Below are 12048 nucleotides of genomic sequence, written 5' to 3' on the forward strand. Positions count from 1 at the left end.
AGGAAACACCGAAAGAGGACGTGCCAGATGGTTCTAATAAGTGGTTCGAATAGGGGGGTTGCAGTTTACGAAGCGTCGGTATTCTGAATCTGCTCTCACCTTTCCAGCGTGAAAAAATAAAGCACATTCAAGGACTCACGATGAATCGTATCTCGCTCCCACTCTCCATGCTGGCAATCGCCGTTGCGACCTCGGCCAGTTTCGCCAATGCAGAAAGCTACGAGGTCAATGCCGGACCTAAAGTGTGGAATACCAGTGTCGCTGAAGACCTGACCATCACCGGTGGTTTGACGCTCGTCGACATTAATGGTGATCCGGTGACCCTGATCGAAGTCAATGGCACCGACACAAAGTCCATCACCAACCAGGGCATCTTGCGGGCTTTTGCCGATGGGGGTGTTTCGTTCGCGCTGAATCATGCGCTTGTTGACGGCGATGTGCTCAATGCCGGGCAGATTCAAACCAACGGGCCGAACAGCATCGGGATGTTGATCGACAGCAGCACTGTCAGCGGCTCCTTGTCCAACGCAGGCACAATCACCGTAACCGGTCGCGTCTTCCCTGTAGGGACCCCGGCCACATACGGGATTCTGGTTAAAAACTCGGACATCGACGGCAACATTGCAAACACCAACGAAATCTACGGCAGCGGTCATACGGTTGTGGGGTTGGGGATCGTCAATGACGGCCAGAATCAGATTGGCGGATCAGTAACCAACAGCCGAGTGATTTCGGTCAGCGGCGAACAGTCCATTGCCCTTCAATTGGCAGGGGCAGATGTAAAAGGCGGCGTTTCCAACTCTGGTCTCCTTTACGCCAGTGGTGCGGGCGCCAGAAGCGCTGTGCTCGAAAACACGACGTTCGGCCCGCTGGTCAACACTGGTGTGATTAACGCCGTAGGCGCACAAGGCGTCCCGGACCGGAGTGTGACCGCCATCTATGTCGACAACGTTCAGGGTTATACCGACGGCAACCTTGGCACCGCGGTCATTCAAAACACTTCCACCATTTCCTCATCGGGCGTTGGCATCCTCAATACCGGCGCGTCTGATCTGGTAATCAACAATACCGGTCGAGGCACCATTATGGGCAGCATCGCCGCCATTGATGGTGGTGATCACACGACCCTGAACCTGGGCGGCGGATCGGTAACCGGTGACATCCTTGGCCTTAGCCAATTGAATGTCCTGGAGGACACGTCCTCCATTGTTACTGCAAAGTCCATCGAGGCTGGCTCGCTGAACGTCGGCAGCAATGCTCGCCTGTACCTGCGGACGTCTCAAAGTAGTTTGAAAGGTGATTTGCACCTGGCAAGCGGATCGGCGATGGATCTGATGCTCGCCACCGACACTGACCCGAACACTGCTTACCTCGATGTCTCGGGTACCGCAACCTTCGACGCGGGTTCGGCGGTGAAGGTTTCGGCCAAGCCTTTTGACTTTACACCGACAAAAGAAGGCGTCGAGTACGTCCTGGTGAAAGCTGGCTCTATCGCCGATAGCGGCGTGTCCGTGTCCAGCAGTTCCTATCTGTTGAACGTCAAGCAGTTCGCCGTGGACGGCACGACTGTTAAAGCAGTCGTTCAGGCAAAGACTGACGATGAGATCGGCGACATCGAAGATCCGGACGGTGGCACTGACAACGGCGGCGGCAATGGCGGTTTCCCGCATGGCAACGACAGTGTTTTCAATGGCACCACTGGCGCCATTCTGGCTATGAAAAACAGCATCCTCAGCCAGTTGCAGCCAACCGACCCGGTGTTTCAGGCGTTAAGCAACGCGCAAACCCGCGAGGAAGTGCTCAAGATCGCCAAGCAGTTGACCCCTGAGGTGAACGGTGGCAGCACTGTGGCTGCGCTTTCTGGCCAAACCATTGTTGGTGGGGCAGTAAGCAACCGCGTGAGCAGCTTGCGCACCGGCCTATCGTCGGGCGATGTACTGAAGGAAACCGGTGTCTGGGCTCAGGCGCTTTCCAATAACTCGGACCAGAACAGCCGGGGTGGTGTTGATGGATTCCAGTCCAACAGTGCTGGTATTGCGATTGGCGCCGACGGCAAGATCAACGATCAAACCACGATCGGTGCTGCGTTCAGCTACCTGAACACCAACGTGACCAGCGACAGCGGCGATAAGACGGAAGTGCAGGGCTCTGCATTCACCCTCTATGGCAGCTACCAGCTTGGTAACTGGTTCGTGGACGGGAGCATGACTGCTGGTAAAAACGACAACGACTCCAAGCGCTTCATCGTGGGGACTCAAGCCAAGGGTAGCTATGACTCCGACTTGCTGGGAGCGAGTGTCCTGGGTGGCTATGACTTCCACTTCGACAATCTGGTTGTCGAGCCTCGCGCTGGTGCCCGCTACACCAATGTGAAGATTGACGGCTTCACTGAGCACGGATCGTCGGCCGCACTACAAGTCGGTGGCCAGCGCTTTGAGGTTGGTGAGGCAGGGGCGGGGGTTCGTGTTGCCGGCAACTTCCCACTCGGTATGGGCAGTATTGAACCTGAAGCGACCGTGATGGCTTGGCACGACTTCATCGGTGACAAAGTATCCTCGACGTCCGCTTTCGTATTGGGCGGTAGCCCGTTCGTTACCACAGGTGCTTCGCCTGTCCGTGACAGCTACGAGGCAACGCTTGGTGCCAATTACCGTATCGGTGCGGTAACCGTGGGTGCGAGCTACACCTACCAAACCAAAACTGATTTCGACGGCCAAACGGTGCTCGGCCGAGTCAGATACGATTTTTAAAGCTCATCAAAAAAACCCGCTTCGGCGGGTTTTTTTTCGCCTGATGCCTCCCTCTGTAAGGCCACCAAGGAGCCTGGCTGGTATCGATACGGCCGTGAACCAGTGCTATCTACCGGTAGATTCAAAGCAACAAAATGCCCCCTTGCACTTTAAAAAGTTGAGTGACACTGGGTTCACAATCGTAAACAGTGGTGAACCTATGGCCGCAAATCATCATGGCGCCCCGACAAAACGTGTCTGCGCCCACACTGATATTTTCACGTACCACTATAGGAATAAGGGTGGTCTACGCAGTGATCTGAACTATGCCCACGCTACCTTGTGCGGTGCATGCAGTCAGAAAGTTAAGGATTGGTTAGCTTTTCAGGGCAAAGGCTTCCATAAGCTTGAGCTCCCCAAGCTACAGGGGCGTACGCCCGGCTTGATCAATTGGGGCAATCGAGTTCGCATCGAACGTCTGCGTACGCTGGGCCCGCTGATGAGCCATCTGCAGGCGTCGAGTGATCCTTTGGCCACCGTGGTGCTAAAGGTTCTGGAGTTGATGTTCCAAGTGCCCAGCGCGAGTTACTGGGTTGATGTGGAGAAGCAAAATTACTCTTTGTATTCCCTGCAAGGGGACGTCGCGCTACTGCTTCGTGGCTCCCAGTGCCGCGACAACCCTCAGCGAAGTCCGTCCGTCGTTGGCTTCTGGATGGAGGCTCGGCCAATCGTTGCGCAGGAAGCGATTGCGTTTGTGAGGGACAACCTAAAGGCGTCCATCGCCGCGCAAGTTCCAAGCAGCGATCCCGAAAACGCTTCTGCGTAATCACCTAAGGTGATAATCAGGTTCGCATCACCGCATACGGGAGTCGCCAGGCTTTCCGTAATACTGGGTGGAGGAGGGCGTCAGGTTCGCCCCTTTAGGGCGGCCCAATTGCGGCCCTCGCATTTCGCGGTAATTAGAGAATGGGGCATAACGTTTCGGAGATGCCCCATGCGCGGAAAATATTATCGAATGACCTTACTAGTGGCGCTCGGGATTTTCCCGGGAATCGCGCTTGCCGCACCCGGCGGTCTACAAAACATGGCCGACAATCTGGACGGGTTGATGTCGTTTATTTCTACAGTCATGGGCCCGATGGTTTTGTTGGCGATCATTGTGTTCATGTTCTCAGGACGCTCCGGGCAGTCCGTTGAGCGGAACGCGAGCGCTGAAACATCAGCATCGTTACCGTCCTCAGTAGGGCAGCTTCAGGAAACTGCGGATGGGCCTGATCCGGTTGCGATAACAAAGGCTGATCGCTTGGAGCCCAATCAGGCGGAGCCGCCCAGGAGGGTGGGTCGGAAGCTGCATTTGGACTGAATATGGAATACAGCCATGAGACAGTCATCAGGCAGCTACGAACCTCTAACGAAACCCGCCAAGGCCCTGATACTCAGCTGGTAGTGGATCGGATGCAGCCCAATCAAGCTGACAATAAGGTAAATAAGGCGTGTTAAAGCATTTGGCTAAAGCTTTGTGCAGACGGTCTGTCAAATAGCCCTGCTGGTCATCGTCATTTTGTTTTTGGGATGGATTGAACAGAAACTCTGGGTTTGCGGCCCTGACATTCAGTCTCATCCTTGCTTGCTGTGACCAAAAAATTCCATCCTCCGCGTCTGAAGACTCGACGACGATTGGCACAAGCACTGGGGGAGGCGCATGTCTCCGCTCTTTGAGCTGATGAAGCGGCTTCCATTCACTTCTAACGTCAACAATGGGTGTTGACTGACTCTGTGCTTCGCCGAGAAGCAATTCTGCGAAGTCATGGCACTTCATCAGATTTAAATCGCGGGTTGCTTCGCGGACGTGTGCCGTAACTTGGTCGATGGTGTCATTTGCCAGACGAATCTCGACAGGTGAACCAAAACGAAATTCGTCCGCTATCACCGAGCGCAGATATTCAAAATCAACTAAATCATGATTCACATATGGTCGCTGGGCTTTGCCGGCGAGGACTCGTTCAAAGTTTGGCGCAAGCCAAAAGTTGTAGACCATACGGAACGCCTTGCCGTGCCTGAATCGCGCACCTGGCTCCTCGTCGCTAATGACCGCACTGGAGCCAAATTTGTCAAATCCACGCCAGTCTTGTATCGGGGAACCAAGGGTTCGCAGTCGCTCTTCAAATAACGAATCAAATAGGGGCAGCGACATGAATTGACCTGTTTGGCCCTTTAAATGCGCGTTCAAAGCAGCGTGGCTTCCAAAGCCAAGTGCCGCAGCGATTGCCTCGGAGAGGTGAGAGGACGGAATCTTATATGCGTCTCGAATCTGGTCTTTAAGCAGCTTGAGATTCGGTGCCGTGAGGGTGAGGTAGGCCATGACAGATCCTTAAGATCGCGTCCACCGATTACTCGCCGATCACAGGATTGTGTGCGGAGGGTTCGAGAATCCAAAATTATGCATAGCACCCGATTTAACCCGGTGGCAGGTTGAGTTGGGCGAACCAAGCAATAATTTATGGCTTCCACACTGCTTCGTCAACCTGGTGCCTGACCCATCTGGACAACCCTGACTGGCCCCTACTTCAAATCCGTTCGGAAGCGGCTTTCCTTCCCAAGCTGGGATCTATGGGGAAGCTACGTCAGGGGGCGTGACAGTATTAATTCCCTTGCGACAGTTTTTATTCTCTGAATCCAAGCGTGCCTGTCGAGTTGGGCGCCTCGATCGCGTTTTACCCCAAAATCAGGTCCTCGAGTCGAATATCGGGGTTTAAGCTCGTAAGTACCGCACGGTTCGTCCTGAAGGCCAGCTAGAGCCCATTTACCTGACTATGGAGTAAAAAGGTGCGGACTCGATGGATCACTCTGCAATGACTGGTTTCTGAGAATTAAAACTGTCGCTAAACAATAAAATCTGTCGCGCAAGGAGGGAGCCGCTCCCCGGCCCAGGTAGCCAGCATGCCGGCCAAGACCCTCGTCACGTCGGTCTTCTCACGCGCGACCCTATCAGCGGTGCTGCAGCCACCAGGAATAGCGACGAGGACTTTCATCAGGTAGGCGATGTCGTGGGTGATCGACGCAACCTGCTGTCACGACTAACAAAATAAAGATCGGATACGTGTATTAGGCCTTATGAAGGGCTGGCACTTTGCCTTATATTCGCTCTCGGCCCGATTGGGCCAAACACGCCCCGTGCGGAAGTCTGCGCGGGTCAACCCAACCAGCAAGGGAAGTAACCCATGCGAATCCAAAAAAACCGTCTCATTTTCTATCAGGAGTACAACAAAGGTGATTATCGATGTTAACGATGTAAAGGCAATTCTGGATACCAACCCTGAGGTTATCCGGATCACGCCTGAAGGAACCGCGTTTGCCCGTGCCCAGGATTCGGAGCATGACGCTGAGCCCCGCTTCTACAACAAAAAGTCGGATAGCCGCTACGGCAGCGCCGACCTTCCTGTGGGAGTTCTGTACCTTGGGTTCAGCGACACTGTTGCCGTCGCCGAGGTGTTCCAACCGCCGGGAGATGACACCCCGGTGGCGTATGCCAAGCTGGAGCAATGCTCCTTGCACCAGCTGGTGGCGGTACGGGATTTGAAGCTGATAGACCTGCCGATGTTGGCTAATCTGACGGGTCTCAAGCTGCGCGATGTCGTCCGGGCAAAGGGGCAGGGCTCTGAAGGTTATGACCCAACTCGGGCGCTGAGCAAGGCGTGCATGGAATGTGGCGCGGACGTCGATGGACTTCTGTACACCTCTTCCGTGTATTCGCCAGCCGGCACCCTTGAAGGGTGCAATGCCGCCCTCTTCGACGAACGGGGCGAGCAGGTTAAACCGGTCAGCCACAAGCCACTCCTCAAAGAGCGCTTGTCGAACGGTAAGACTGCCGTGAAGCACCTGCAAGACCTGGGCGTAAGCCTGGAGTAAGCAACACCCGGCCCCCTCGTAAGAGGGGGGCGGTTTTATCTACCGTGCAGGTACTTGTTGTCCCATTCCCGCTTGATGATTCTGCGGGCGGCAGGATCATCCATGAGCGTGTGCATCTCGACGATGTTCTCGGGCTCACTTGGGTTCGAGTAATCGATCTTTGTTATCAGGTGCTGAACAAACAGGTTCATGGCCACCTGGTCTGTGGGATCGACGCCGAACTCGGAAATCAGCTCGGCGATCACAGGCCGGACCTTGTTATCTCTGATCTGGAAGGCTGGGTAGTATTTTCTGCCGTTGCTTTGGTTGGTGTACACGGCGATCTGGCCAGCCTGGATACGCTTGCTCAACGCCTGTTTTGTGATACCCAAAATTCTTACGAGGTCCTTGCTCTCGAGCAGTTCGCATCTTTCTCGGACCCTCACAAAGGACCTAGCTCGCATTTCAGCGATAGCCTCCTGATTCTCGATTTCGATGCTTCTCGCCGCCTCAGCTGCGGATCTCGCAAGCTCAGCAAGGGCTTCTCTATCTGAAAGTTTCAGAGACTTTTCGAGCACCGCTTGCGGCAGCTTTGCGATGAACAGGCGGAAACGTCTGTCCAGCGCAGCCTCAAGATCCACTCTCGAAGTGGGGGCGGACTCTATAGCATAGACGGACATAAAACCTCCTAACGACGCATTGAAGCAGTGATCAATTGGTTACCAATATATGGTCAACCTGTCGATCCGTCAAGCTGTCAACCAAGGCGACGAATATGCTTCGCATCGTCGGAATTCGGTCGCATAAGCGTCGCAAACGTTGAACGGAGTTTCGCTAGTGCGGAAGCGGGTGCGAATCACGGTTGCCTGGGCCATCAAAGGCGCTCCCAACAATCCTGTTCCTGGCCCAGTTTAAGCGTACCTTGCGCGACATGATGGCCAACGATCTCCTGCTCCAGCACCTCATCGCCTGATGCGCCACAGTCGTCTGTATTCTCCGAAGCTTGCATTTCTGAACTGGGTGGCATGCTTGATAAGCCTTCTCGGGCACGTCTCCTGGTGGGGCGAACCCTCCCAGTGCAAGTGGGGTTTGCCCCAGTTTCCGGCTCAGATGTAGCTCCAGTTGACCGTGGCCTCGTGAAACACTGAACCCATAGATTTTTCATCTGGAGATGAGATTGATGTCTGTACCTGACACCAACAACGATCGCATCAGCATTCCGCTAATGCTGGCTTTTCCCGTGGTGGCCATCAACACGTTTGAGATGAGCCGGGCTATTCAAGTCGTCGGTTCGGCAGCGAAGGAACGGAAAAAGACGTTTGAAAGCATGCCTTTCAAGCAAGTTCCTTCGCCCGATTACATTAAGAACCTGGCTGGCAAGGCTGATAAAAACGGTCGAGGTACGGTGATTTTTGACCAGTACTTTTTTGATCGCAGTAAGGCCAATCCTGAAAACCTCCCAAGTTTGAAGGCGTCCTTAGCCACAATTGAGGAGCTCGGTGTGACGTATGTCATCGCCGGCCGGGATGCGCTGTCCGAGGAGTTTGTCTATCACATCGACCTCCCTCCGATGGATCAGCAGGAGGTGATTGACGTACTGCTAAGTGCTGAGCGCGATGTTCAGTTTGCAAGCGAAAGTTTGGCCGGCCGGGCAGACATGACACCAACAATCTTCAGTGATGCCGAACGCGCGATTATCGCGAACCACGCGATGGGGTTGTCTCACAGCCAAATGCGTAACGTGTTCATCTATTCGGCCTATCTGAAGCGTAAAGGGCATGAGTATCTTGGGGAAATCCGGCGGGAGAAAAATCACATCCTGCGCGATGTGGGGCTGGATGTACTGGAACCCGTGGCCATCGACACGGTTGGTGGACTGGGACCGCTCAAGGAGTTTCTGAACGTCCGTAAGGCTGGCTGGGAAAAGAATCTTTCGGTCAAAGGGCTGCTGTTGGCCGGTGTGCCTGGCGGCGGGAAAACGCTTATGGCCAAGGCAGCCGCAGGTGTATTCGGAACGACATTGGTCCGCCTGGACATGGGGCGCTTCTACTCGAAATACCTCGGTGAGACTGAGGCCAAGTTCACCCGTGCGCTGCAGACTGTCGAGCAGATCGCGCCGGTAGTGGTACTGATTGATGAGATCGAAAAGTTCTTCGGTAGCTCGGAAGGGGAGCATGAAGTTTCGAAGCGTCTCCTCGGTACCTTCCTGTACTGGCTCCAAGAGCGGAAGGGCAAAATTTTCATCGTGGCGTCTGCCAACCGGGTGAGTCAGCTACCACCTGAACTGATGCGAGCAGGGCGGTGGGATCGGTGTTTTTTCATCGACTTGCCGAGCATCGAGGAGCGCTCCTCGATCTTTCAAATCCATATCAACAAGGCCAAGGCCAACCCCGCAGAATTCAATCTGCCGGCGTTGATCGAGGGGAGTGATGGCTACACCGGGGCTGAAATTGAACAAGCGGTGGTTGATGCCTTGTACATCGCCAACGCCAAGGATACGGCGCTGAGCCAAGAAATTTTGCTGGCAGCATTGGGTGATATCACACCTACAAGCGTCACCCGGAAGGCCGACATCGACAGCATCCGGCGCCTGGGTGACCAAGGGTTTTACCCCGCCAACACCTACGACGAAGTTCCCGGCTCGACGATGGGACGGCAGCTCAGCGTCGACTAACAGGAGAAAATACCAATGAGTCATATCGTTAAAGGAAAGGTATCGGTTTCCTACACGGACCTGGATGTGCTGGTAAAGGCACTTTCCGGGCTCGGGGAAGTTCGCGAAAACGAAAAGCTGTATCGAGTGGGCGTTGGGTACACGGATGAGCGCTACTCGCTGGTCCTGGTGGATGCCCAAGACCACCAGCGCCGGATCGGATTTCGTCTTGAGGGCGCCGTTTTCAACCAGTACCAGGAAGACTACGGGTCCTATGGGGCCTGGACTGCCCAGACCAGCAACAAGATCGTCGATCGCTATCTGGCGTACCACTACGAGAAACAACTCAAAGCTGAAAACTATAACGTGACGGTGATGACTCAGGCCGATGGCACGCTCGAGGTTGTTGCTGAGGAGGTGGTGTGGTGAAGAAAGTCGTTATCACGATCAAGGGCGGCCGTATCAATGGCGACTTCCAGGGGTTCCACGGCAAGACCTGCGAAACGCTGGAGCAGCGTCTGCGCCCCGAAGGCCTCGAGTTGCAGGAGGTCGAAAAGAAACCGGAATACGACTTTCAGAGTGAAAGTGATCAGGCAGAGTACGTCTCCAGCTAATCGCTCGACAAACCCGAGACCGTATCCAAACCGAGCTAGTGCGTCGACGTGTGGCTGGCTCGCAGGGTAGGTCTGGAGTTATGGGGTGATGTAATCGGATTCATGGCTGGTAGGGCAATGGAGTTTTTGGATGAACAGCGCAAAACAAATCTTTCTCATCGCTGCTGTAGTGGTGCTCATTGGTTGGATTGCAACTGGCTGGAGCGCTTTTCTGTTCCTTGCCCTTGCGTTAGGGCTGTTCGGCTCGATCGGATCGTTCGAGAGTTCAAGTTTTAGCCCGACCTTGGAAGCTGAGGCCACTCGAAGCTCTGTCGTTGTTACGGATGTAACTCCCATCAAACCAGCCGAGTTGGCTTTGCCAGGGCGAGCCATAGTGGCCCCAACAACTGAAGGGGCTGTTAGGCCTTCAGGTAGACGTCTTTTTTTGGATGATGTCACCGACAAGTGACGGAGCAGAGAAGAGCGCTTATGTCTCATAAAAGACGAATCGTCATACGCAATGGAACCGTTACCGGCTTTGCCGATGAGGTCAGCTTTGCGGGGCTTACCGTAACGGGTTTCGACAAGAAACGTGTCTCACGCGTCCTCCCTACGGGCCGCTTTCAGCGCGGTTGCTTCCTGGTGCTTCGCGCACTGGTCAATGATGAGTCAAAAGCCGCGGCGTGGACCAGGCGCTGGCGCTGCCAATGGAACGTCCAGATCGACAAAGAATCGCATGGCCCGTTCAAGAGTCGTTCGGCCGCAATTCACTTTGAGAAGGAGTTCGTTTACAGGCAAGGGAAACTTGGCAGCCCTGTGCAGTTGGTGGGAGCGATAGATAGTGGTGATTGATAATTTGGTCCGGGTTGCAGTTGTTTTGTTGGCGGTTTCATTGGGTAGCATTGTCGGGACTGCGTCAGCTGAGGAAGGCTCGTCCTCGTCGCAGATGGTCAAGCAGGATGTTCTGTCGGTCAAGACACTGAACCTGCGATGGGATCAGTGGAATCATGAGGCAGGGAGTGAGCTCAAGGTCTGCCCGGGACGATTTCGTACAATTGGCGGGGAGATACGGTGCCGGGTTCCCGATGGTGGTCTCAATGGCCTTCTGGGGGGCATGGTCACTGGTGAGTCCATGACTGCTCAGGAAGCAATCCTTAAATTGGCAGGCGGTACCGCCAAGATTCTTGATATCACTCAGAACGGCGACCAGAACAGGTTGCAGATCAAGTTCTCATATCAGGCTACTGGTGGTCCGGTGTCGTCCTTCACGGATCTCAGCGCGATTGCCACTCGCAATCCCACCGAGGCGGACGGCGTCGCCAAATCAGTCCTTGGTTGGGGTTTTGGAATAGGGTTTGGGATCGTCCTCTTCATTGCCGTAATGGTGGTCCACTTCGAGCGCAAAGAAATATCAACCGCCGTGTCTGAGCGAGTTGACAGCCTTACCCGGTTGCGGGTCGAGCAGGCTTCCCAACAACCAGCAGCCCGGGTGATTACGCCTCCACCACTTGTTTTACAGCCTACGCAGCCAGCGCCTCCAACGGCTGTGACGTCTCCAGAATCGACCCCTGCTCCTGGTCGACGGCTCTATCTGGATTGATTTTTCATGGACTGGATTAATCCGATCGGTTGGCTCCGGCCACCCCTTACATCCGCCCAGGTACACACAATGCCCCGCCGTAAAACGTGGGGCCATGTCCGTAGAAGGACGCGAGTTTCGCGTGCGCGAAAACACAATTAGGAACAAGCAGAAAAATGACACAAATCCTTATCGTATTGGCAGCGGCTGTGCTCACTTACTTCTTGTTTGGGGGCGTGACCAAAGTGACAAGAGTCTTGGCCTCCACAACCTTCGAGGTTCTCGGATTCAACGTTCCAGCTCTGTTTGTTCTCTTCGTCTCCCTTATCCTCGGTTCTACGGTGTGGATGTTGTTCGAGGCTTTCGGCATAAAAACCGCAGCCGTAGCCGGGGCTGTAACCATAGAAGCGTTGGCCTTTTACTCCCTGAGTCGTTCCGGTGCGTCGAATGGCAGCGCGTCGCTCTGGCTCTTTAACGCCTTTGCCCTCGGCGGGTTGTTCATCTTGTGTGTTGCACTGCTGGCTTAGGGCAAAGGAAACTCTCATGTCAGCCTCGCATTTGTGCCCTCGCTTTGGGGCGAATCGATGCCTTTTTCCCGCCTATATA

13 protein-coding genes are annotated in these 12048 nt (G+C 54.6%); 11 read left to right on the forward strand and 2 right to left on the reverse strand.

The window, feature by feature from the left end:
• The first annotated feature begins 140 nt into the window (after positions 1 to 140).
• From AC1Q6D_RS24635 to AC1Q6D_RS24645, 3 genes are all read left to right on the forward strand, one after another.
• The gene (locus tag AC1Q6D_RS24635) at positions 141 to 2750 is read left to right on the forward strand and encodes an autotransporter family protein (RefSeq protein WP_103403749.1); all 2610 of its coding nucleotides are present in this window, start codon (positions 141 to 143) and stop codon (positions 2748 to 2750) included.
• Positions 2751 to 2949: 199 nt separating this feature from the next.
• Positions 2950 to 3555 carry a hypothetical protein gene (locus AC1Q6D_RS24640; protein ID WP_146041469.1) on the forward strand — a complete coding sequence of 202 codons (606 nt, stop codon included), beginning with the start codon at positions 2950 to 2952 and terminating at the stop codon, positions 3553 to 3555.
• Positions 3556 to 3723: 168 nt separating this feature from the next.
• The gene (locus tag AC1Q6D_RS24645; protein WP_103403747.1) at positions 3724 to 4092 is read left to right on the forward strand and encodes a hypothetical protein; all 369 of its coding nucleotides are present in this window, start codon (positions 3724 to 3726) and stop codon (positions 4090 to 4092) included.
• A gap of 45 nt (positions 4093 to 4137) precedes the next feature.
• Here the strand turns inward: AC1Q6D_RS24645 and AC1Q6D_RS24650 are convergent, their stop codons facing one another.
• The gene (locus tag AC1Q6D_RS24650) at positions 4138 to 5091 is read right to left on the reverse strand and encodes a hypothetical protein (protein ID WP_103403746.1); all 954 of its coding nucleotides are present in this window, start codon (positions 5089 to 5091) and stop codon (positions 4138 to 4140) included.
• A gap of 908 nt (positions 5092 to 5999) precedes the next feature.
• Between AC1Q6D_RS24650 and AC1Q6D_RS24655 the strand changes: the two genes are divergently transcribed.
• Positions 6000 to 6638: an RES domain-containing protein gene (locus tag AC1Q6D_RS24655; protein WP_256590177.1), complete on the forward strand. Its 639-nt coding sequence runs from the start codon at positions 6000 to 6002 to the stop codon at positions 6636 to 6638.
• A gap of 35 nt (positions 6639 to 6673) precedes the next feature.
• Here AC1Q6D_RS24655 and AC1Q6D_RS24660 read toward each other — a convergent pair whose 3' ends face one another.
• The gene (locus tag AC1Q6D_RS24660) at positions 6674 to 7297 is read right to left on the reverse strand and encodes a hypothetical protein (protein WP_103403744.1); all 624 of its coding nucleotides are present in this window, start codon (positions 7295 to 7297) and stop codon (positions 6674 to 6676) included.
• A 500-nt stretch (positions 7298 to 7797) separates the two neighbouring features.
• On the opposite strand from AC1Q6D_RS24660, the gene AC1Q6D_RS24665 reads away from it, so the two are divergent.
• From AC1Q6D_RS24665 to AC1Q6D_RS24695, 7 genes are all read left to right on the forward strand, one after another.
• Positions 7798 to 9291 carry an AAA family ATPase gene (locus tag AC1Q6D_RS24665; protein WP_103403743.1) on the forward strand — a complete coding sequence of 498 codons (1494 nt, stop codon included), beginning with the start codon at positions 7798 to 7800 and terminating at the stop codon, positions 9289 to 9291.
• 15 nt (positions 9292 to 9306) lie between these two features.
• Positions 9307 to 9699, forward strand: a complete 393-nt coding sequence (locus AC1Q6D_RS24670; protein ID WP_103403742.1) for a hypothetical protein — start codon at positions 9307 to 9309, stop codon at positions 9697 to 9699.
• Positions 9696 to 9884 carry a hypothetical protein gene (locus AC1Q6D_RS24675; RefSeq protein ID WP_050682395.1) on the forward strand — a complete coding sequence of 63 codons (189 nt, stop codon included), beginning with the start codon at positions 9696 to 9698 and terminating at the stop codon, positions 9882 to 9884. Before AC1Q6D_RS24670 ends, AC1Q6D_RS24675 begins: the two co-directional genes overlap by 4 nt.
• 130 nt (positions 9885 to 10014) lie before the next feature.
• Positions 10015 to 10332, forward strand: coding sequence for a hypothetical protein (locus AC1Q6D_RS24680; RefSeq protein WP_103403741.1), 318 nt, complete (start codon positions 10015 to 10017; stop codon positions 10330 to 10332).
• A 20-nt stretch (positions 10333 to 10352) separates the two neighbouring features.
• Entirely contained in the window at positions 10353 to 10715 is a 363-nt protein-coding gene (locus AC1Q6D_RS24685) for a hypothetical protein (RefSeq protein ID WP_103403740.1), read from the forward strand.
• The gene (locus AC1Q6D_RS24690) at positions 10705 to 11463 is read left to right on the forward strand and encodes a hypothetical protein (RefSeq protein ID WP_103403739.1); all 759 of its coding nucleotides are present in this window, start codon (positions 10705 to 10707) and stop codon (positions 11461 to 11463) included. Before AC1Q6D_RS24685 ends, AC1Q6D_RS24690 begins: the two co-directional genes overlap by 11 nt.
• Before the next feature lie 155 nt (positions 11464 to 11618).
• Positions 11619 to 11969 (forward strand): hypothetical protein, encoded by a 351-nt coding sequence (locus tag AC1Q6D_RS24695; protein ID WP_103403738.1) that lies wholly within the window; start codon positions 11619 to 11621, stop codon positions 11967 to 11969.
• Positions 11970 to 12048 lie beyond the last annotated feature (79 nt).

Source organism: Pseudomonas sp. MT92, from assembly GCF_058792515.1.

Coding starts and splice junctions, on each gene's coding strand:
- AC1Q6D_RS24635 (WP_103403749.1), top strand. CDS start 141: ATGAATCGTATCTCGCTCCCACTCTCCATGCTGGCAATCGCCGTTGCG.
- AC1Q6D_RS24640 (WP_146041469.1), top strand. CDS start 2,950: ATGGCCGCAAATCATCATGGCGCCCCGACAAAACGTGTCTGCGCCCAC.
- AC1Q6D_RS24645 (WP_103403747.1), top strand. CDS start 3,724: ATGCGCGGAAAATATTATCGAATGACCTTACTAGTGGCGCTCGGGATT.
- AC1Q6D_RS24650 (WP_103403746.1), bottom strand. CDS start 5,091: ATGGCCTACCTCACCCTCACGGCACCGAATCTCAAGCTGCTTAAAGAC.
- AC1Q6D_RS24660 (WP_103403744.1), bottom strand. CDS start 7,297: ATGTCCGTCTATGCTATAGAGTCCGCCCCCACTTCGAGAGTGGATCTT.
- AC1Q6D_RS24665 (WP_103403743.1), top strand. CDS start 7,798: ATGTCTGTACCTGACACCAACAACGATCGCATCAGCATTCCGCTAATG.
- AC1Q6D_RS24670 (WP_103403742.1), top strand. CDS start 9,307: ATGAGTCATATCGTTAAAGGAAAGGTATCGGTTTCCTACACGGACCTG.
- AC1Q6D_RS24680 (WP_103403741.1), top strand. CDS start 10,015: ATGAACAGCGCAAAACAAATCTTTCTCATCGCTGCTGTAGTGGTGCTC.
- AC1Q6D_RS24685 (WP_103403740.1), top strand. CDS start 10,353: ATGTCTCATAAAAGACGAATCGTCATACGCAATGGAACCGTTACCGGC.
- AC1Q6D_RS24695 (WP_103403738.1), top strand. CDS start 11,619: ATGACACAAATCCTTATCGTATTGGCAGCGGCTGTGCTCACTTACTTC.